This is a genomic window from Pokkaliibacter sp. CJK22405 (genome assembly GCF_046614695.1).
Taxonomy (GTDB): Bacteria; Pseudomonadota; Gammaproteobacteria; order Pseudomonadales; family Balneatricaceae; genus Pokkaliibacter.
In genome coordinates, this window is record NZ_JBKKHQ010000007.1 from 257,287 (window position 1) to 276,300 (window position 19,014).

Below are 19,014 nucleotides of genomic sequence, written 5' to 3' on the forward strand. Positions count from 1 at the left end.
GGCATTTGCCTGAAATGGACGCTCAGTAGGCCTTCAGATAATTCCCCACAGTCGAAGTAAATAAATACCGGTGCTCATGGTGATAATTGAGCCCAGTGTCGTCACCAGAATAATGCTGGCAGCAAGCTTCGCATTAGCTCCCATATTTTTTGCCATTACAAAGCTGGCTGCTGCTGTTGGGCTGCCCAGCATGACAAACAAGATGGCTGTTTGCATGCCTGTGAATCCGAGAAGCCAGGCAAGAGGGGTGAACACCAGCGGCATCCAGATCAGTTTGAATACTGAGGCGTGAAAAGTAATGCCTGATGAGGCGCGAAGGTCCTTGAGGTTAAGTGAAGCGCCGATGGTCAGGAGTGCTAATGGAAGCGTCATGCTGCTCAGAGTATGGCCTGTTTTGCTAATGACTTCCGGCATATGAATGCCCATTGCTGAAACGGGAAGAGCCACAACCGTTGCGATGATCAGCGGGTTTTTCAGGATCTGGATCATCGTCTTCCCCCAGGAGCGTGAGCCCGGCTGGCTAACGGAAAGGGCGATGATTGATAACACATTGAAGAGAGGGATCACCAGTGCCAGTACAATAGAAGCCTGGCCGAGTCCTGGCTGGCCAAACAGGTTGAAGCTTATGGCAAGGCCGATGATGCCGTAGTTGCTACGGAATGAGCCTTGTACAAAAGCGCCTTCATCCGCTTTTTCATATCCTTTCCAACGCGCCCAAACAGTGGCGCCAACATAGGTCAGAAAGACGGAGATGCCGGCAAATGCCAGTGTTGCCAAGTCAAAGACTTCTCGAATATTGGTCTGGCTGATACTGAAAAAAACCAGTAGTGGCAGGCATACCATAAATACCAGTCGTGAAGCGGTGTTAATGAAGGCTTCATCAATAATGCGGTAGCGAATGAGAACGATACCCAGAAATACCAGAAAGAAAATGGGCGCTACCATTTCCCCGGTGAATATCAGGGTGCTCCAGTAGAGAGAGCTCTCTGGCGTTACCATTGCTGTAGTCCTTCTGTGATGAGCTTAAGCCCGGTAAAAAAGAGGAAAATCATGATGATTCGGTAAAAAAGTGCTGGCTGGATGCGTTCCAGTAGCCAATAGCCGAGTAATACGCCAAGTGGCGCAATGGGAAGTAATGCCAGCGACGTTTCAAGGTTGGCAGTGCTGAACTGGCCGAGCAGCGAGTAAGGGATCAGCTTCAGATAATTGGTTGCGATAAAGAAAGCGCTGGAGGTGCCCATGTAAATTTTGGGGGAGAGTTTTTGCTGGAGCAGATAAATGCTCAACGGAGGCCCGCCGGCATGAATACCAAAGCTGGTGAAGCCCGCGATGCTGCCCCAGAGTGTTGCAGACCAGGAAGGCGTTGATTTTGATGAGCTTCTCCAGCGCTGTGTCAGCCGCTGCAACACAAAAAGTAGCGCGGTGGCGCCTATCAGAATTCTGATGCCCGCTTCAGGCAAATGGCTGAAAGTGAGCGCCCCCATGGTAATACCGATGACGGAAGCAGGTAGCAGTCGGCGCAGATGGTTGATATCCCATTGTCCCCAGTATTTTTTCACGGCGACAAGATCCATTGTGCACAGGATGGGGAGCATGATCGCCGCCGCTTGCGGAGGTGGGACCGCCAAGCTGAGCAAGGGAACGGCGAGCAGGGATAGTGTACCGCCAAAGCCGCCTTTGGCAATGCCAAACAGGATAACGGCGGGTATGGCGCAAAGATAAAAGAAAGGGTCTGTGATCAATGTCTCGGACCCGAGAAGCCGGAAGAGAGTGATGAGCTACTGGCGACAGTGCTTATCTCGAGTGGGGCAAACCGTGATGGAGACTTGGCTTTGGGTCGATCAAGCAGGCATAAGGTGCCGCAGTTATCATCCAGTTCTTGCCAATCGTTAATTTGCAGTTGGAGTGTGGCGATCGCCGCTGTTGGAAAGCGCTCCAGTGAGTGACCGCATAAAAGCTGTATAAGCTCCTGAATGCCAGGGTTGTGACCGATCATAAGGAGATGATTGACGCTATTGTCGCTTCCGCGCAGGCTTTCCAGTAATCGATAGGCGGATGACTCGTACAGTGCCGGATTCTCCAGCACGAAGCCTGAGCTTAGAATTTCTGGCATCAGGGCCAGTGTTTGTCGGCAACGCCGAGCATCGCTTAGGGTGATACCCTGTGGTTGCAGGCCATAGTGAAGAAGTCGCTGCTGCATCAGTTCAGCGGCATGGCGTCCACGTTCATTGAGTGGACGCTCATGATCAGACAGCGTGGGGTCGTCCCAGCTGGACTTGGCGTGTCGCATTAGCGTGAGCCATTTCATCCGAGTCTCTCCCGAACAAAGTCTGACGTGTGATGATTACTCGTGCTCCCAGGGCGGGGTCGTGTGATCTTCATTTTCAAGCGCATAGCGGCGAAGCTGATGTTTGAGTGATTCAGGAAGCCCCTGAATAATCAGGGTGTCGGTATCCTCGCGGTATTCGATATTTTTGCCAAGGCAGCCTGCTGCAAAACTGATTTGCACTTCGCTGCTTCTGCCATTGAACCGGACTAACTGACGCAGGGCCTGTTTTTGCGGAATGATTTCTTCGGGTAGAGGGCTCGGTTGAGCTTTTGCGTAGTCACTAAAGCGATCGGGCGCCTCTGGCGTAATCACCTTCGCCAGTTCTTCCAGGCGCACGGGCTCAGCCAGTTTTTCTTGCTCTACACAATAGTCATATACCGCAGAGCGACAGGCCAGCTGCTGATCGGCAGGAAGCTGCTGACTGAAATGGGCAACTTGCTCCAGTAGCTTTTCAGTTTGTTCTTCACGGTCAATAGAGGGCAGGCAGCCAACGGCATGGGCGAAGTGGTCTGCCAGACGTCGTTGGGACTTGCCTTGCGTGAAGCAAACATAACGCTCGCTATTTTCTTCCCATGCGGCTAAGTCAACATTGGCGGCCAGCTGTACCTTGGATAGGTCAAGGTAGCGTGACTGGGTCAGCTCCAGTTCATCGTTAACGGCCATGGCATCCGCGTTTTGTAGTAAGGCAATCAGCAGATGTTCTGAGGTTGGGGTTTCATAGTAGGCAAAGAGCAGATAGCCGCTCAGAGAGAGATCACTGTTATCCAGCTCGCGCTTAAACAGATTGAGAAACTCGAAGCTTAGCTTCATGAAAGGCATCGTGCCTTGTTTGTGTTCCCGAAGCAGGCGTGAGAACGGATAAAGCTCGCTGTCTTTCTGAAACCGACCATAATGGCGGCCTGCTTTGCTAAGCAGCTGGCGGTTAAGCTCGCTGATCAGATGCTCAATAGCGGGCGTCGGATGCAGGCTATCCTGACGCGGCAGCAGTTGGGTTTCACCGTCTTCGGTCTTCTGAAAGGCATGAATCGTTAGATGACGTACGGCCACAATGACACCTGATCGTTAGAGTAAAAAGTAACGTTGGAAAATATGATATCGCCAGTCGGTGCTTAGCCCAATGACGGGATGGCTATATTCGGGTTTCGCTTAACGTTTTAAAACAAGAGGGCAGAGCATGCCCTCTGTACTATCCCGTATACGATGGTTTCAGCAAGAAGCTTACTCTGCGGAGCTGCCTTGCTTCTCGGCGAGCTTCTTGCGCGCCAGATGTGCGAGGTGGACCAGCGCGTGACGAGCAGAAGAGAGGTCAAGGGCAGGCTCGGGCAAATCAATCAGCAGCTCTTGTGACTCGCCAGCGACTTTGACATCAAGCAGAATGCGCTCCTGATAGATGGCAATCAGTGTCGCGCTTTGTGGCGCTTCCAGATCACTGAATGCGTGCACATATTCCAGCAGTGTGTCGGCATGATCTTCATTCATATGATCAATCACGCGGTTTCCCTGATTGCGCTCCATGGGTTGGTCAGTCATAGCAGCTCCTTTGCACAAAGTAGTCGAGCCAAATATTGTACGTTGTCATGCCTTTTGATGCGATGCCAAGGGTGTTGCATAGCAGAGTGTTGAGTCATTCACTGGAATGCGAAGAAGGCAGAGCCCGAAAATAATTTGCTAAAACAGATGTTTAGTATTGACTCATAATCTCAAATCGTTATTATTTGCGCCGTCGAAACGGAGGGATGGCCGAGTGGTTTAAGGCAGCGGTCTTGAAAACCGCCGTAGGGAAACCTACCGAGAGTTCGAATCTCTCTTCCTCCGCCACTTCGATTGTTCCCTGATAGCTCAGTCGGTAGAGCAGCGGACTGTTAATCCGTTGGTCGCTGGTTCGAGTCCAGCTCGGGGAGCCACGGGTCGTTAGCTCAGCTGGTAGAGCAGTTGGCTTTTAACCAATTGGTCGCAGGTTCGAATCCTGCACGACCCACCAATTATCTTTAGCACGAAAGTGCACTGCGTTAGCCGGAGTATCCGGTATCAACGTGACAATCAGGTGAAACGTACGTTTCTGGGTCGTTAGCTCAGCTGGTAGAGCAGTTGGCTTTTAACCAATTGGTCGCAGGTTCGAATCCTGCACGACCCACCAACCTGAACCCTCTTAAGTGGGTCGTTAGCTCAGCTGGTAGAGCAGTTGGCTTTTAACCAATTGGTCGCAGGTTCGAATCCTGCACGACCCACCACTTTCTTATCCTTTTCCTTCCCTTGCTTAACGATAGTTTTTCTGTCGCTGATATCTGAGCTTCAATCCGTTTATCCTGTTGCTCATCATGTTATCGCTGTGCTTCCTCTCGTTTATCTGCGAGTTGAATCAAAAAAACCTTTATACGGTTAGCAAAATCCTGCCATTAACTCACCAAATCCGGTGCGAAGCCTTATCCTATGGTGATATGTTTCTGCTGACTGTCAGTAAGCATGTACAGTTTCTTGGGTAATTGCCGATAAACAAGTCGGGATTGGTTGCAGGTCAATGGAAGTCATGAAGCGAGCCATGATGCGTTATTGCGCACTCGTCGGAATGCTCTGGGTGATAGTGCTTGGCACTGTTGCTACGGCGCATGCCGCAAGTGCTGACGCCTCAACGCCCGCTTTAACCGAAGCAGAGAAAGTCTGGCTCAAGAAGCATGGCGTAATTCGCGTTCATAATGAGATGAACTGGCCGCCCTTCAACTTTAACGAAGGCGGCACGCCAACAGGCTTTTCGATTGACTATATGAATCTGCTCGCTGCCAAGCTCAACATGCCGATTCGCTATATTACCGGCCCCGAATGGGATGATTTCCTGCAGATGATCCGCAATGGTTCGCTGGATGTCATGCTGAACATCGTCAATACCCCCGGGCGCCGTGAATTTATGGCGTTTAGCGATCCCTACATCACCTCGCCCACCGGTATTTTCGTTACCCGGGATAACACCAATATCCACTCGCTGGATGATCTTAACGGTAAAACCGTTGCCATTCCGCGGGGCTTCTTCTTTGAGGAGATCCTCAAGAAGAGCTATCCCAGAATTAATCTGCTGCTGGAAGAGGATGCGTTGCAGAATCTGGAGTCGGTTGCTTTTGGTCGGGCGGATGCCACCATTGGTGAACCGGGTGTCATGAAGTACCTGATCGACACGCACTTTCTCACTAATATCAAGCTGGCGGGCCAGGCCTCTGACCGGCGTTTTACCAGTGACATGAGCCTTGGCGTCGCGAAAGATCAGACGACGCTGCTCGACATTCTGCAAAAAGCCGTTCGCTCAGTCTCCGCTCAGGAGCTACAGCAGCTGTATGCGCGCTGGAATCTGGATGCGACACGCCAGGAACAGGTGGTCGCGCTGAATGAGGCTGAAACGACCTATCTTTCCCAGTTAAATACGGTGCGTGTGTGCGTCAACTCTCGTGCCATGCCTTACGAAGGTATAGATGAGGCTGGCGTGTATGAGGGGATTTCCTCTGAACTGGTCAAGCTTTTGGGAAAAAGGCTGAATATTGCCTTTGAGGCCATTCCCACGGGCAACTTTAATACCTCGGTCAGTGCTCTTGAGGCGCATGTGTGTGATGTGATGCCGATGGTGCTGCCGCAAACGGCAGTGGATGCCAGGCTTCGAGATACCAAGCCTTACCTTAATGTGCCAGTAGTGCTGGCAACGCGAACCGATGAGATCTTTCTCGGCGATACTCACCAGTTAGCAGGTAAAACCATTGGTTATGTGCCGGGGATCTTTTCTGAGGAGCGTATTCACAAACGCTATCCGGATCTGAAACTTGAGGCGCTGCCTTCCCTCAAAGAAGGTGTGGCAATGCTGAGAGAAGGGCAGGTGGATGGCATTATGGATACCGTGGCAGCGCTGGCCTATGGCATGCAGCAAAATGGCTGGTATGACATGCGAATCGCCGGACGTTTTGATGAGCCGTTGATTCTCTCCATGGCGTTCCGCTCCGATGACCAACTCATGCAGGGCATTATCCAGAAAAGTCTGAACGCTTTGGGGCCGGATGCGCCTAAATCCCTTTATGATCAGTGGGTTTCGATCAAGTATGTACAGTCAGTGGACTACACTTGGGTCTGGCGTGGTCTTTTAGCGCTGGGTGTGGTGCTGGTTTTCCTCTGGTATCGCAACCGACAGCTCAGCCAGTTTAACCGGCGGCTGGAAGCAATTGCGGTAACGGATGCTCTGACGGGTATTCACAATCGTAAGAAGCTCGATGAGGTGTTGAAGTCCGAGTCCGAACGAGTGGAGCGGGATGGGGGCACTTTTAGCGTCATTCTGCTGGACCTTGATCACTTCAAGAAAGTGAATGATGCCTACGGGCATCAGGAAGGTGATGCGGTTTTGCTGGTTGTCTGTGATGCTGTTCGTCGAGCTGTCAGCCACCGTTTCACCTTTGGCCGTTGGGGTGGTGAAGAGTTTATGGTGATTTGCCCCGATACGCCGTTACTTGCCGCTGCATCTGCCGCAGAGATCATCCGCAGGGAAATCATGCTCGCGCCGCAAGGAGCCCCTGGCCCACAAACAGCAAGTTTAGGCGTCGGGGAATATCGGCGTGCTGAGGGAGTGCAGTCGTTTCTGCCTCGCGTGGATGAAGCGTTATACGAGGCCAAGCGGCAGGGAAGAAACTGCGTAATGACAGCAGAAAAGCAGGCGAGTCCTCGCCATCCTCACAATTCCGCCTATACCTTAATGTAAGCCTTGACGTTACTGCGCTTAGCGCCTTAGATGACGCCGTCTTAGGGCGCGTATCTGGCGGAACGTTGTCGGCGTGCTTTGTTAGGGTAAGAGTGTAAATTTCGGTCATGTTTGACCGTATTGTCTGGTGATGTGAGAAAACTGCCCTTGTATCTACGATTCCTGTTGCTGACATGCCTGTTCTTTTTGGGTATGAGCACTGCGCTTGCTGACTCCGGCGAGCTGGGGCTGACCGACCAGGAAAAACAGTGGCTCAGCAAGCATACGGTGCTCAGGGTCCATAACGAGCGCAATTGGCCGCCATTCAACTTCAATGAGAATGGCAAAGCTACAGGCATGTCTATTGATTACATGAACCTGATCGCGACCAAGCTCAATGTCGGTGTTCAGTATGTGACGGATGATGACTGGGAGCACTTCTTCGAGTGGATCCGTAGCGGCTCTCTTGATGTGATGCTTAACATTGTCAATACCCCGGCTCGACGTGAGTTCATGACCTTCACGGAGCCTTACCTTATTTCTCCTGCGGGTATTTTCGTTACCCGTGACAATCGCTCCATACATTCTCTGGATGACCTCAACGGTAAGGTAGTCGCTGTTACGCGTGGCTTCTTTATGGAAGAGATGCTGAAGAAGAACTATCCCGGTATTCGTTTGCTGGTCGAAGGTTCGACTTTGCAAAATCTTGAGTCGGTGGCGTTTGGCCGTGCGGATGCCACCATCGGCATTCCGGGGGTTATGAATTATCTGATTGACACCCACTTCCTCACCAACCTCAAGCTGGCGGGGCAGGCGAATGACAAACGCCTGAGTAGCGTGATGTCGATTGGTGTGCGGAAAGATCAGACGATGCTGCGCGGCATTCTGCAGAAAGCCATGAATCAGGTGACGCCGCAGGAAATGAAGCTGCTTTATGCGCGCTGGAACCTCAATGCGCAGCACCAGTCCTTGCCAGCAGAAATGACTGATGAGGATAAACAGTTCATCACTAATTTACCGTCGGTGCGTGTCTGCTATCAGGAAGCCGCGATGCCTTACATCGGTAAAGCCACTGGCGGCGGTTATCAAGGGATCGTGGCGGATCTGATGCGTCAGCTGGAAAAGCAGCTGCAGGTTAACTTTCAGTGGATTGAGCTGGGCGACAGTATGGGCTCCGAGCAGGCACTGAAAACCTCTTTCTGTGACCTTCTGCCCATGGTGACTGTGAATAGTGAGCGCAACAGCTTTATGCGCTACACCAGCCCCTATTTGCAGGTGCCGATCGTGCTGGCATCGCTGCATGATGATCTCTTCCTAGGTGATACCAGCCAGCTTAAAGGACAAACGATAGGCTATGTCCCCGGATGGCTGGGGCTTGAAAGTTTGCCACGACGTTATCCTGATGTGCACTTCGAAGAGGTTGCCAGTCTGGATGAGGGGGTGCAGCTGATGCGGCAGGGTAAACTCGATGGTCTCGCAGATACTGTGCCTGCTATTGCTTATGGCATGCAGCAATATGGCTGGTCGGATATCAAGATTTCCGGGCGCTTTGATGAGCCTCTACTGATGAGTATGGGAGTTAGTCAGCAGAAACAGCAGTTGCAGGCTGTCTTGCAAAAAGGATTGCTGGCGCTGGGGGATGAAGTGCCGCAACAGATCTATCGCCAGTGGGTTTCAGTGAAGTATGTGCAGCCCTTTGACTTTACCTGGGTATGGCGAAGTGCTGTAGGCATTCTCGTTATTTTGGGCTTTTTGGGTTATCGCAATAAACAGTTACGCCGCTTTAACCGTCAGCTGGAACGCATGGCGGTAACGGATGCGCTGACGGACCTGTTTAACCGCAAGAAGCTGGATGAGATTCTCGCTGAAGAGCAGAAGCGCTGGTCTGAGCCGGGCAATACCTGTGGGGTGCTGCTGCTGGATCTGGATCACTTCAAGCAGGTTAACGACCACTATGGCCATCAGGTGGGTGATGAGGTGTTGCAGCGCGTTGGGCAGGCCGTCTCCGCCGTGGTTGGCCATGGCCAGACGCTGGGGCGTTGGGGTGGCGAGGAGTTTATGGTGATTTGCCCGAGCCATTCCTTGGGCATGGCGAGCCGGCTGGCGGATATCATTCGTCGTGAGGTTGCGCAGTTGCCGCCTGGAGTCTCTGGAGTACAGACGACAAGTATTGGTGTGGCTGTTAGCCAGCCGGGTGAAACGGTGGTCGAGCTGGTCAAACGTGCGGATCAGGCGCTATATCGTGCCAAGCAGGAAGGCCGGAACCGTGTTGCCGTTGCCTCTATTTCAGTTGAATCGATGCATTCAGACATGCCCGCAAACATTCCGGTGGAACGAAGGGGCAGTGACGTACCCACTAAGTAGCTGCTTCACAGCGCACTCTTTTAGGCGCCATAAAAAAGCGGAAGAGTTTACACTCTTCCGCTTTTTTGTTTTCAGGTGGCTCTTACTTTTGGGTGGCCTCAAGCACTAATAGCCTTGTCTTCCTCGCTGGCACGAGGATCCTGAGTGCGAACGGCATAAAGAATGATATCGCGTAAGTCCTCAAGAAACAGTCGCTGTGCGCTCTGGGCGCCCATATGCTTCAAACTGATGTTCTGTACTCTTGTGAGCTGGCTGCAGGGCAGGGCGTGATGACTCCAGCCGCGACTACGCATTTTCTGGCGCACGTAACGAAGGTTCACCGGGCCGTATTCATCCAGAGCAAAGCACACCTGTTCTTGGGGGTTGTCGCTGGTGAGGACGCTGACGAGTGGCAGGTCGTTGAGATAATCACGGAACCAGCGATGTGGCGTCTGCCCTTCGATATTGACCAAGGTATCTCTGGACAGCTCAGTAGTAGCTTTCGCCGTCTTTTCAGCCGCCTGCAAGCGCTGGCATAGCCCATAATACTGGGGGATTAACTGCCCTTCACGTAACTCCGCGGAGGTTGAGAGTGCATGGAAAAAGGGCGCTCGTTCGTTGTCTTTCCATGCTAACCAGGAGCTGTGCATCCCACTACTCTGTCGCTGAATACCACGCAAGCTGATAGAGCTGATTGCTTTATCTTGGGTGATGCTATGCAGTGGTCCCAGTGTTTTGGACTGAATATCCAGATGCAATGGCAGGGTATCAGGATGCTGTGCCAGATAAGCTTTCAGCGGGCCGGTAAGGCACTCGGGGCTATCAACAGCAATGACCCCAATGACATGCTCGTCGGTAGCTAAACCCGCAATCTCTTCGTTTAGCGTCTCGATCGCCAGTGGCAATACATCCAGTCCAAGGCTTCGTGCAGCGCGCTGCCATTCCTGTTGATGATCACCTGTGATGATGACCTTGAGATCCATCTCTAACAGACCGGAGCGCTGGCTGGTGGATTGATGCAGTCGGTTCGAGGCATGAAAGTTTCGCCAAACGCTCAGCAAAATAAGACGAGCCTCTAATTCCTGCTGTAGTGCAATCGCATGATGAGACGGGGTTTCATCGGCAGAATTGCTTGGGCTCCACCCCAGGTAATATCCCAGTTGCCGGTTAAACGCAGGCTTTAGATAGCGAGGAGTTCCTTCAAGGCTGAAGGCCTGGGTGGCGTGGCGGGACAGTGGTGGATGAATTGTGCCCATGAGAGGCTCCTCCTGCTAAGGCTATGCAGTACTTCAATTGATCTGCCTTAGCAGGTCACAGTAGTAGTGTTAGAAATCTGCCGGTGCGCTATCGTCGATAGCCATGTCACCTTCAGAGAAAAATTCAGGCTGTTGTCCCTGCATAATCTGTCCCAGCTTCGAAAGCGCATAAGACGTCACCATAGGGCCAGCAAATCGCCAGACATGTTTGCCAAGATCACCGATCACTGATGACTTCTGTTCTTCAGCAACCAGGGGTTGTTCGGTTTCTGTTGGGGCGGCAACAACCACTTTTTTGCTGCCGGGGCGGAGCAGGCCAAGTACAAGGCCAGTACCAAAGCTGGTGGCAAGCACTTTGGGTTGAGCAAGGAAATCACCTGACTTGTCTTTACTTTCCTGCCAGTGGCGGGAAACCAGTTCACGGCGAATTCGGGCAGTTTTCAGTGCCAGATCAATTTCTTGCTGAATGCTGTCGTTGTAGCGCATCTGCTTATTCCCCAGTTGTTGTGGCTAACAATCCTTAAATGCTTGTGTTTAATCAGGATTGTTAGGACTTTGGGCGAATTGTCCGATAAGGCTTCGGGTACCTTTGAACGCCAGGTTTTCGCTTCTACGACGCAGCCGCATTACCAGATAAGCGACAGCCCCGAGATTACCCGCAATTAAAAGAATCAATGCTAAGGCCCAAGGCAGGCCAAGCGCGTTTAGCCCAATGCCAATCACGGCAAGGATGCCGATCCAGCTTGCAATCAGCAGCACGGCGCTGATGATGCCGAGAACCAGCATTTCAACCAGGCTTAATGCAGCAAGTCGTGCCTCAAGGGTGGCGACATCAGTAAAGCTTTCCCACTGCGCTACCAGGGTTTTCCACGTCAGTTTCCACTGGCTCATGACGTCTGACAGTGAGGGGGGAGCATCACCGCGGGGATTCTCTCCCCGCAGTTCTGTTGGCTCCTGTGGAGGAGTCATAAGCTATCCTTAGTGCTTGCGAAGCAGAGCGGACAGGACAACACCGGCACCGAATGCCATACCCAATGAAGCGACAGGATGCTTGCGAACATAGGTGCTAACGCCGTCGCAGACTTCTTCACCCTTGGCGCGTGCTTTCGCGTACTGAGCACGCATCTGCTCATCCATTTCACCTGCTTTAGTGCGAATACCTTCTTCTGCACGTTCTGCATGAACCGCAGCGCGGTCAATCGCCTCGTGAGCCTTGGCAGCGGCATTGGCGGTGGTAGAAGTGTCCTTGTTAGTTGCAGTGCTCATAACTATTCCCTCGGTATGAAAGTAGTAAAAGTAAGTTCAGCAGAGTAACGATGGTTCAGAATAACTATGGTTCTGAATTCGCTTATAAGTCGTGAATAATGGCTGCTGCTGATTTCAGAGTGTTGCCCCTTAGTGGCGCAACGTCTCTTTCAATGCCTTCATGCGATCATGTGTCTGATGCATGACGGTCAATTGCTCGGTAAGACGCTTCTCAAGTGTCGGATTCTCGATATCCTCGATCGCCACTCGCAATTCGCTGAGAGTTCGATCTTCAAGTTCTTCCAGCTGCTCCACCAGAACAAAGTTCTCATCTTCTTTGCCTTTAATGGCGCGCTTAGCATCCGTGTACCACTTATGAAGGGAGCCGACGATGGTGCCTGATTCATCGACTTGCTCTTCTGTACGAACTTCATATTCAGGCTTGAGCGCATTGATCGCAGAGATGCGAGTAGTTGCTTGCTCGATAAAAATTCGGCGCAGATCCTGGTTGTCAGTCTCTTCAGCGGCATGCTCGTAGAAGTTCTTGCCGTCCTCGCAAACACCCACAAACTTCTCAAGAGTGCGTGCATCTTCTCGGGAAATGGATTTGTATTGCATCTTACGACTCCTTCTTTTTCGACTTCCCTGTGTCGTCCTTACCAAAGGGCTTGCTATGGTTTCAGCAAGCCATCTGCAGAATGGCATCCGGCCATTCTGATATTGAATAAACAGGCTTCACTGCCTCTTACCCGTCCCTTGGCGAATGTAGCTTCTTCCTGAAGCGTGTCCTGTTAACAGCCCAGTCCGTGGCTGCCGGTTCCTTATGCTCCGAGAAGAGAGGCGCTTCCTATGCCTCAAGTCCCTGCCTTCCTGGCAAATTTTTCATCCTGAATGAAGAACCTTCCTGTTCTTCCGGTCATCCTGACCGTATCGCATCCTTGCGGCAGACTTCCTCGTAACGTCCCTATTTGCGCAGCTATCACATCCTGTGATTGATGGCCCTAATCCTTCCCTGGCCACTGCCAACATCATGTCAGCTCACTGCGCTTAGATCCTTGTGTGCCGTCCTGGCACTTAACGTCCTTGTCACTCTCTCTTCCCTGGAGCGGCAACCTTCAGGCTGCGCTGGAACAGGTTTCCTGATCAAGGTGAGCTTAAATCAGGAATTTTCTGCAGGTTTGGAGACCACCAGGTCATCCACAACCTTGGTTACTCCATCCACATCCTTGGTGGTAGCAACCGCTAAATCCTTTTCTTTATCACTGGGGATTGTTCCACTCAGGGTCACTACACCACCAGGCGCTGTTTCAACGCTGATATTGGTCGAAGTCAGCTCTTTTTGGAGAAACAGCTGGGTTTTGATGCTGGCTGTGGTAGTCGCTGCATCAACCTGCTGCATAAATGAGGTTTCAGAGTCATCACGCTTCTCAGCTTTACCATCAACCTTCAGGTTGTTAGTTACGGTGGTAACTCCTTCGATATCTTTAGCAAGAGAACCTGCAAGTTCTTTATCGATATCGGAATCAACAGTACCGGTTAAGGTAACGGCACCTTTTTTTACATCCGTGTCGATCTTGAATGGATTCAGATGTTCATTCATCAAATACATGGTTTCGATTTTTCCGTCGAGCCATGCGTCTTTTGCGGTGCCAGTCCAGCTTTGATTGCTATTGGCTGAGTCTGCAAAAGCGATTCCTGAAGTTGCACTTAATACGGTTGCCAGTGCTGTCATCTTTACTACGTGATTCATTTGATTATTCCTTCATCAGATTCACGATTAATATAAAGCATTCGCCGTGCCAACTTTTTAAGTTATTGTTTTTTAAAGGTTTTTTTGTTTTTCTATCATGATTTTTATTCCGTCATTAACTTATTTACCAAGTAGCTTTGTAATAGCGTTGAAGTTTTTTCAGGGTGGTTTTTGTCAGTATTGTTCGTGTTGAATAAGGCAAAAGTTTAATTGCTATCAAGTGTTACCTGAGTATTTCAAGGATGATTCTTAGGTAATAATGAGTGAGAGAATCTAAGATGCAGTGGGAGGCTTTTTGATAAGTAAGCTTGGAAGATAAAAAAAAGAGGTGTTACTGAAAGGTAGGTCTATTGAAAACTATTTTAGTTTTGAGGTGTGATTCTGAATTTTTTGTCGGGGTTTGAAAATAATTACTTTTATTTTTTAGGTGCTTATAAAGTAGAAAACCCATAGGTGATAGTTTGCTATCGCCTATGGGCTTTATTGGGCAAGGTATATTTTGCCAGAGCGCAGGATCTTAGATTGCCAGCTCTTCTTTAATTTTGTTCAGTTTGTAGTAGCTGAAGCGTTCCATGAAAAGGCAGATCGCAAATGTCGCTACAATGAATGTTAAGCAAATGCCAACTACATTCACGGAGATTGTTGAGAACAGGCCAATTGTCGCTGCAAGGGCTACCAGGGTTCCTACGAATAAGGTTAACAGAATCTCAATCATCGTCTTATCATCCATAATTTATTATCGGTTAGTTGTTTGTATATAAGCTAGATGTGTGCCAACTTTTTAAGTTATTGATTTGTAAGGTTTTAAATGGTCATTTGTTAGTTTTTCAAGCAGCTGCTTGTAGAAATTTCCTATCCCTTTGGCAAGTTTTTCCAGATCGGGTAATTTTTGGAAAAGCGTTGTAATGATGGAGTCGGTATTTTTTACGTAAGGCACCCGTTAAAAATTACATACTTTGAAATATGAGTTACTTCCGGAGGATGCGGTGCTCCTATGAAGTTTCGCAGCTGTATTCGCTGGGAAGCCAAACTAGCGAGGTCGTGGTTATGCATGTGTTGAGAATAGGCTTTTTAGCCAGGCTATGAAGGAAGGGAGCGGCTGCGAGATTTTCGTTTGGCAGATGAGAAGAGGCTGGATAAACGAAAGCCCCAATTAAGGGGCTTTCATTTTTTAAGGCAAGTAGGACGTTTTGAGGGAGGTGGTTTCATCAGTGATGCGTCCGCTTCATATCATCCTTGATCGACTTCATTCGATCATGGGCCAACTGAATAGTGGCGAGATGGCTTCCTAGTTTGCTTGCCAGCCTTGGGTTATGCAGTGATCTCACTGCCTGTTTCAGCTCATTCAAAGACCTTGTCTCGGCTTCTTCCAGCGCCACAATGAATTGATAGTCCTGGCTGTCTGAAAGTGATGCCCGAATGTCTGTATACCATTGCTGTAATGTGCCTGAGACGGTGCCATTATCGACTGGTGATCCTTCACGATGCTGAACTTCTTCTGTCAGCTCCTGAATTGCTTCCCGGCGAGCTTGCGCCTGCTCAAGAAACACTCTACGCAAAGATGCACTGTCAACCTCGCGAGCTGCATGCTGATAGAAGCTTTTTCCATCCTCACATACGGCTAGCACTTGGTTTAACACCTTTAACTCAGTCTTCTTTTCGTCTTTGGTCAACATAATAAAGTCCCCTCTTGGCTCGCTTTAATCCGACTATGGTGGTGCTGAGACGAAGTGCCGCATCCTGCGGACTGAACCTCATTCTTGAGAGTCTCAAACTCCAAAGATTGCTGATGTGTCATCAGCCGAGCTTCCAAGGAGTGGCAGTGCGTTTATGAAAACTCGCTTCCGCCTCTCTCCTTCAGTCAATGCTATTAGTTTGCAGTAATAGATAATGCATTTGCTGTGCCAGTTTTTAAGTTATTGTTTTATAAGGCTTTTTTGTTTTTATGATACGGTGGCAAGTAACTTTGTCAGGGCAGAAAGTAAGAGGGTGGCAGATATTACAGGGTGCCTTAATACACTGTATTTCATGCAAAAAGTCAGGATTTACCTGGAAGTTTTACCAGCATGCCTATCAGCATAAAGATGATGAATAGCCAGGCAAGCGGCAGCCCTGAGGCTGCCAGTGCCAAGCCCGGGCCCGGGCAAATACCGGCTAATCCCCAGCCTATGCCGAAGAGTAAGCTACCGAAAATCAGCGAGCGAGTGATGGGGTGCTTATCAGGGAGCTCTGCAGGTGTGCCATAGAGAGTTGCATCGCGCTGCTCGACCCAGTGAAAACAGGGAAAGGCTATGGCAATAGCTGCCACCATCACCAGAATCAAAGACGGGTCCCACTGTCCTGCGATATCGAGAAAGGCCTGTACTTTTTGCGGGGACGTCATACCGGAGATCATAAGCCCCAGTGAAAACAGCACGCCACTTACAAAGTTAATTCCTCTGCTCATGATGCTGCTCCTTCAAGTAAGCGAAGACAGGCAACGGTGATCATCCCCATCGCAATAAAGCTGAAGGTGGCTACCAGTGAGCGGGGTGAGAGGCGTGCATTTCCGCAGACTCCATGGCCACTGGTGCAGCCTGAGCCCAGTCTTGTACCTATACCCACTAATAACCCTGCGATTATCAGTAACCACCAGGAGGAATGAATGCTTTCTGTTTTGCTGATCGACCAGGGCGTCAGTGTCAGTAATGCCGGGGGAAGCATGAGTCCTGCAAGAAATGCGAGATTACTCCAGCGGGCTGGGCCTGTGGCCTTAATGCTCTGTCGGATCATGCCGCTGATCCCGGTAACGCGCCCTAATAGAAGTACGCGCAAGCCTACGGAAATGCCGATGAGTGCTCCGCCCACTAAAGCGGAATAAGGGGTGAAGCTTGCCCAATCAATCGTCATGAAAGCTCCTGATAGCAGCGGCGAAGTCGGAAGTGAGTACAAGATGATATGAACGGCTTAAGGCGGGCTTAACTCAATGCCGCCTGATCGGTTCGGTGCTGTTATTTTAGCGGGTTTGTTTTTGCTTATAAGTTTATTGCTAAAACATAAATGCTTCAGGGGTTGATACAAATCGTTTTGTTAATGATAATGACTTTCATTCTCTGCTTGTTCTTTCGTATTTTTGAAAGGCTGGCTATTTACCTGTTCAGACGTTTAGGGGATCCCGTGAAGAAATCGTTGCTCGCCTGTGCTGTCGCTTCTGCATTGGCTTCACAGATGGCTGCTGCTGCGGTCAAAGTTCAAGATACGACTTTTGCTCCTGCCGCAGAAATGCTGGCTTATACCGAGTTTGAATTGTCCGGTGAGCCACTGGCGGAATCACTGGGAATTGATCTGGATAGCCTGGATCCGAATCTGGTTAACGCTCCCCATGTATTCGATTACAAGGCCGGTATCGAGTCCTATGAGTACTCTGAAGAAGCCATGTATGCACTGAACTATCAGTCCAAGATGGGTATTCATCTGGTGAACGGGCCGCTTAATAAGGCCCGTGGCGGCTCGATGGAGGATTTTGGTAAGCGCTTTATCAGCATGGCGGACGCGGTCGGTTTCCCGGCCGAAGAAATTCCACTGAATATGTACCCTCTGTCACTGCCCTATGCGTCCGGCTCGCCCAAGCTGGCGGGTAAAGCCGATGAAACGCCGGTAAACAGTGATGAGCTGGATGGCACGACGGCCAAAGGTAACCCCATGAAAGGGGAGAGCAGCACGCCAGCCTATTTCCGTGATTACAAGTCACTGGCCTGGAATGCAGAGAGCTTTGATAAGTCCTTTGAGCCTGCGGCTATCGGCGGCATCTTCCTGAAAGAAGTCATGTGGTCTCAGGACTTCCTGGGTGGTATGCACGTTGCTGACAGTGATGAAGAAGTGGAAGCGGACTCTGCGACCATGGATCAGGATGGTGTTCATAAGCTCGGCGTATCTTCTGCCGATGGGATGAACGGCATGATCCTTACTGAGCAATCCATTGATAAGCTTCTGACCATGCAAACGATGCTGGGCTTTGATGGCAAGAAACTCGGCGCAGCGATTACCCCTGACTACGATCCAGCCAAAGGTGTGGTGTACTTCCCGCACAAAGTGGCAGTAAAGGAAGGTCAGGCCAATGGCGTTAACTCCATTGATAGCCTGAGCGTGTCCGATGCCAGCTCGACGCTGCGTGATACCTGGGAAATGCTCTGGCCGCTGTCTGAGTTCTACGCTTACTCTGACCAGCGCAAAGCGAACAGCAACCAGAACCCAGCCTTCCTGGCGGTGTTTGATGGTGCGCCTTTCGCTAAAGCACCTGAGAAGAATACCGATGACGATCTGAGTAATAACGTTGCCGGTAGTGATGCCTTCTCGCTGGCATCAAACCTGTCTCATTTCGAGTTTGCTAACTTGCAGGCGCTGCATTTCAACAAAGATGCAGGCACTTTTGTCGATCAATATAAAGATGGCAAACAGGGCAAGCATGTCAGCACCTTTGATGCGGCTTACACGCTAGTCGCTCTGCAGATCTTCCAGCGTGCCCAGGATGCACTGCCTGTAGGCTACGCCGCAGGTGATGATGCCTCGGGTCTGGAAACCGAAGCAGGTAAACAGGCACTGGCGCTGATCAAGCAGCAGGCGGATTACCTGATCAAACACCTGATCACTGACAATGGTCTGGTGGCTGATGGCGCCACTATCGGCGGAGCTGTGGATAAAGGTCAGAGTGTGGATGCGCAGTTTGCCGCGGTTCGTGGTCTGACGGCTGCCTTCCTGGCAACCAAGGACACGGCCTACCGTGATGCTGCGCGCAAGTTGTTCGCGGTGGCAGACAAAGCCTACTTCAATGCTGATGCTGGCACCTGGCTAAACGGTGACAGCACTGTTTACACCCCCTGGACTCAGGCGGCGATCTCTGGTGGCCTTCGTTCTGCGATTCAGAACCTGCGTAACCGTGGCTCTGAGAATACCCCTGCGCTGGAACTGCAGCAGCTGACCGAACGTTACGTTGCCTGGTTCAGCAATACCGTTAACGGTGGTATGCAGTTGGCTGAATGGCTGGGTGACTCTGGTGAAAACGTCATGGCGACTGGCAACACCGGTGACACCGATGAGGACGGCGTGCCTCAGGTCGGTAAAGCAGGTGTTGCTCCAGTGTTGGCCGGAAAGATTGAGATCTCCGGCAAAAAGTAATCTCATTTAAGGTTGAGATAACCTGAGTGAACTAAAAAGGCGGAGCTAAAGCTTCCGCCTTTTTTATTTCTGCCGACATCTCGGACGCAAGCTTGGGGCTTTGCCAGCCTGTCCAAAGGGCCTGATGTCACTCAGTATTTCTGCAGATGGCGCGATGCTTGGGGATCAGTCGTAACAAAAGGGTAGGAAAAATCCTTTTATGGCGTGATAATCAGCCCTAAAGTGGTAATAAGAA

At 50.7% G+C, this 19,014-nt stretch carries 18 protein-coding genes and 5 tRNA genes; 8 read left to right on the forward strand and 15 right to left on the reverse strand.

Annotated features, from left to right (window positions below):
* Window positions 1-33 precede the first annotated feature (33 nt).
* From ACKC9G_RS04315 to ACKC9G_RS04335, 5 genes are all read right to left on the reverse strand, one after another.
* Complete coding sequence (locus ACKC9G_RS04315; RefSeq protein WP_411403701.1) at window positions 34-999, reverse strand: AEC family transporter; 966 nt, start codon at window positions 997-999, stop codon at window positions 34-36.
* The gene (locus ACKC9G_RS04320; protein ID WP_411403702.1) at window positions 993-1,742 is read right to left on the reverse strand and encodes a sulfite exporter TauE/SafE family protein; all 750 of its coding nucleotides are present in this window, start codon (window positions 1,740-1,742) and stop codon (window positions 993-995) included. Before ACKC9G_RS04320 ends, ACKC9G_RS04315 begins: the two co-directional genes overlap by 7 nt.
* Window positions 1,739-2,308, reverse strand: a complete 570-nt coding sequence (locus ACKC9G_RS04325; protein ID WP_411403703.1) for a SixA phosphatase family protein — start codon at window positions 2,306-2,308, stop codon at window positions 1,739-1,741. Before ACKC9G_RS04325 ends, ACKC9G_RS04320 begins: the two co-directional genes overlap by 4 nt.
* 36 nt (window positions 2,309-2,344) lie before the next feature.
* On the reverse strand, window positions 2,345-3,376 hold the full coding sequence (locus ACKC9G_RS04330) for a nucleoid-associated protein (protein ID WP_411403704.1): 1,032 nt from the start codon (window positions 3,374-3,376) through the stop codon (window positions 2,345-2,347).
* Between the two features lie 171 nt (window positions 3,377-3,547).
* On the reverse strand, window positions 3,548-3,859 hold the full coding sequence (locus tag ACKC9G_RS04335) for a DUF2470 domain-containing protein (RefSeq protein WP_411403705.1): 312 nt from the start codon (window positions 3,857-3,859) through the stop codon (window positions 3,548-3,550).
* A 200-nt stretch (window positions 3,860-4,059) separates the two neighbouring features.
* On the opposite strand from ACKC9G_RS04335, the gene ACKC9G_RS04340 reads away from it, so the two are divergent.
* From ACKC9G_RS04340 to ACKC9G_RS04370, 7 genes are all read left to right on the forward strand, one after another.
* Window positions 4,060-4,147, forward strand: a tRNA-Ser gene (locus ACKC9G_RS04340).
* Between the two features lie 10 nt (window positions 4,148-4,157).
* A tRNA-Asn gene (locus ACKC9G_RS04345) sits at window positions 4,158-4,233 on the forward strand.
* Between the two features lies 1 nt (window position 4,234).
* Window positions 4,235-4,310, forward strand: a tRNA-Lys gene (locus ACKC9G_RS04350).
* Window positions 4,311-4,390: 80 nt separating this feature from the next.
* Window positions 4,391-4,466, forward strand: a tRNA-Lys gene (locus ACKC9G_RS04355).
* Between the two features lie 18 nt (window positions 4,467-4,484).
* A tRNA-Lys gene (locus ACKC9G_RS04360) sits at window positions 4,485-4,560 on the forward strand.
* 308 nt (window positions 4,561-4,868) lie between these two features.
* The gene (locus ACKC9G_RS04365) at window positions 4,869-7,052 is read left to right on the forward strand and encodes a diguanylate cyclase (RefSeq protein WP_411403706.1); all 2,184 of its coding nucleotides are present in this window, start codon (window positions 4,869-4,871) and stop codon (window positions 7,050-7,052) included.
* A 192-nt stretch (window positions 7,053-7,244) separates the two neighbouring features.
* Window positions 7,245-9,395 (forward strand): diguanylate cyclase domain-containing protein, encoded by a 2,151-nt coding sequence (locus ACKC9G_RS04370; protein WP_411403707.1) that lies wholly within the window; start codon window positions 7,245-7,247, stop codon window positions 9,393-9,395.
* 98 nt (window positions 9,396-9,493) lie between these two features.
* On the opposite strand, the gene ACKC9G_RS04375 is transcribed toward ACKC9G_RS04370, so the two are convergent.
* The 10 genes from ACKC9G_RS04375 to ACKC9G_RS04420 all read right to left on the reverse strand — a co-directional run bounded on the left by ACKC9G_RS04375 (window position 9,494) and on the right by ACKC9G_RS04420 (window position 16,514).
* A complete protein-coding gene (locus ACKC9G_RS04375; protein ID WP_411403708.1) occupies window positions 9,494-10,630 on the reverse strand; it encodes a hypothetical protein in 1,137 nt (378 codons plus the stop codon).
* A 69-nt stretch (window positions 10,631-10,699) separates the two neighbouring features.
* Entirely contained in the window at window positions 10,700-11,116 is a 417-nt protein-coding gene (locus tag ACKC9G_RS04380) for a hypothetical protein (protein WP_411403709.1), read from the reverse strand.
* 48 nt (window positions 11,117-11,164) lie between these two features.
* Window positions 11,165-11,599, reverse strand: coding sequence for an NfeD family protein (locus tag ACKC9G_RS04385; RefSeq protein WP_411403710.1), 435 nt, complete (start codon window positions 11,597-11,599; stop codon window positions 11,165-11,167).
* A 9-nt stretch (window positions 11,600-11,608) separates the two neighbouring features.
* Window positions 11,609-11,896: a hypothetical protein gene (locus tag ACKC9G_RS04390; protein WP_411403711.1), complete on the reverse strand. Its 288-nt coding sequence runs from the start codon at window positions 11,894-11,896 to the stop codon at window positions 11,609-11,611.
* Window positions 11,897-12,025: 129 nt separating this feature from the next.
* Entirely contained in the window at window positions 12,026-12,493 is a 468-nt protein-coding gene (locus ACKC9G_RS04395; RefSeq protein WP_411403712.1) for a PA2169 family four-helix-bundle protein, read from the reverse strand.
* A gap of 541 nt (window positions 12,494-13,034) precedes the next feature.
* Window positions 13,035-13,625, reverse strand: coding sequence for a BON domain-containing protein (locus ACKC9G_RS04400; RefSeq protein WP_411403713.1), 591 nt, complete (start codon window positions 13,623-13,625; stop codon window positions 13,035-13,037).
* 517 nt (window positions 13,626-14,142) lie between these two features.
* On the reverse strand, window positions 14,143-14,355 hold the full coding sequence (locus tag ACKC9G_RS04405) for a hypothetical protein (protein WP_411403714.1): 213 nt from the start codon (window positions 14,353-14,355) through the stop codon (window positions 14,143-14,145).
* A 478-nt stretch (window positions 14,356-14,833) separates the two neighbouring features.
* Window positions 14,834-15,301: a PA2169 family four-helix-bundle protein gene (locus ACKC9G_RS04410; RefSeq protein WP_411403715.1), complete on the reverse strand. Its 468-nt coding sequence runs from the start codon at window positions 15,299-15,301 to the stop codon at window positions 14,834-14,836.
* A gap of 362 nt (window positions 15,302-15,663) precedes the next feature.
* Window positions 15,664-16,071 carry a DUF6691 family protein gene (locus ACKC9G_RS04415; RefSeq protein WP_411403716.1) on the reverse strand — a complete coding sequence of 136 codons (408 nt, stop codon included), beginning with the start codon at window positions 16,069-16,071 and terminating at the stop codon, window positions 15,664-15,666.
* The gene (locus ACKC9G_RS04420) at window positions 16,068-16,514 is read right to left on the reverse strand and encodes a YeeE/YedE family protein (RefSeq protein WP_411403717.1); all 447 of its coding nucleotides are present in this window, start codon (window positions 16,512-16,514) and stop codon (window positions 16,068-16,070) included. Before ACKC9G_RS04420 ends, ACKC9G_RS04415 begins: the two co-directional genes overlap by 4 nt.
* A gap of 267 nt (window positions 16,515-16,781) precedes the next feature.
* On the opposite strand from ACKC9G_RS04420, the gene ACKC9G_RS04425 reads away from it, so the two are divergent.
* A complete protein-coding gene (locus ACKC9G_RS04425; protein WP_411403718.1) occupies window positions 16,782-18,779 on the forward strand; it encodes a hypothetical protein in 1,998 nt (665 codons plus the stop codon).
* Window positions 18,780-19,014 lie beyond the last annotated feature (235 nt).

Excerpts from the sequence above, each read along its gene's own strand:
- ACKC9G_RS04315 (WP_411403701.1), bottom strand. The coding sequence starts at position 999 with ATGGTAACGCCAGAGAGCTCTCTCTACTGGAGCACCCTGATATTCACC.
- ACKC9G_RS04325 (WP_411403703.1), bottom strand. The coding sequence starts at position 2,308 with ATGAAATGGCTCACGCTAATGCGACACGCCAAGTCCAGCTGGGACGAC.
- ACKC9G_RS04335 (WP_411403705.1), bottom strand. The coding sequence starts at position 3,859 with ATGACTGACCAACCCATGGAGCGCAATCAGGGAAACCGCGTGATTGAT.
- ACKC9G_RS04365 (WP_411403706.1), top strand. The coding sequence starts at position 4,869 with ATGATGCGTTATTGCGCACTCGTCGGAATGCTCTGGGTGATAGTGCTT.
- ACKC9G_RS04370 (WP_411403707.1), top strand. The coding sequence starts at position 7,245 with ATGAGCACTGCGCTTGCTGACTCCGGCGAGCTGGGGCTGACCGACCAG.
- ACKC9G_RS04375 (WP_411403708.1), bottom strand. The coding sequence starts at position 10,630 with ATGGGCACAATTCATCCACCACTGTCCCGCCACGCCACCCAGGCCTTC.
- ACKC9G_RS04380 (WP_411403709.1), bottom strand. The coding sequence starts at position 11,116 with ATGCGCTACAACGACAGCATTCAGCAAGAAATTGATCTGGCACTGAAA.
- ACKC9G_RS04385 (WP_411403710.1), bottom strand. The coding sequence starts at position 11,599 with ATGACTCCTCCACAGGAGCCAACAGAACTGCGGGGAGAGAATCCCCGC.
- ACKC9G_RS04390 (WP_411403711.1), bottom strand. The coding sequence starts at position 11,896 with ATGAGCACTGCAACTAACAAGGACACTTCTACCACCGCCAATGCCGCT.
- ACKC9G_RS04395 (WP_411403712.1), bottom strand. The coding sequence starts at position 12,493 with ATGCAATACAAATCCATTTCCCGAGAAGATGCACGCACTCTTGAGAAG.
- ACKC9G_RS04400 (WP_411403713.1), bottom strand. The coding sequence starts at position 13,625 with ATGAATCACGTAGTAAAGATGACAGCACTGGCAACCGTATTAAGTGCA.
- ACKC9G_RS04405 (WP_411403714.1), bottom strand. The coding sequence starts at position 14,355 with ATGGATGATAAGACGATGATTGAGATTCTGTTAACCTTATTCGTAGGA.
- ACKC9G_RS04410 (WP_411403715.1), bottom strand. The coding sequence starts at position 15,301 with ATGTTGACCAAAGACGAAAAGAAGACTGAGTTAAAGGTGTTAAACCAA.
- ACKC9G_RS04415 (WP_411403716.1), bottom strand. The coding sequence starts at position 16,071 with ATGAGCAGAGGAATTAACTTTGTAAGTGGCGTGCTGTTTTCACTGGGG.
- ACKC9G_RS04420 (WP_411403717.1), bottom strand. The coding sequence starts at position 16,514 with ATGACGATTGATTGGGCAAGCTTCACCCCTTATTCCGCTTTAGTGGGC.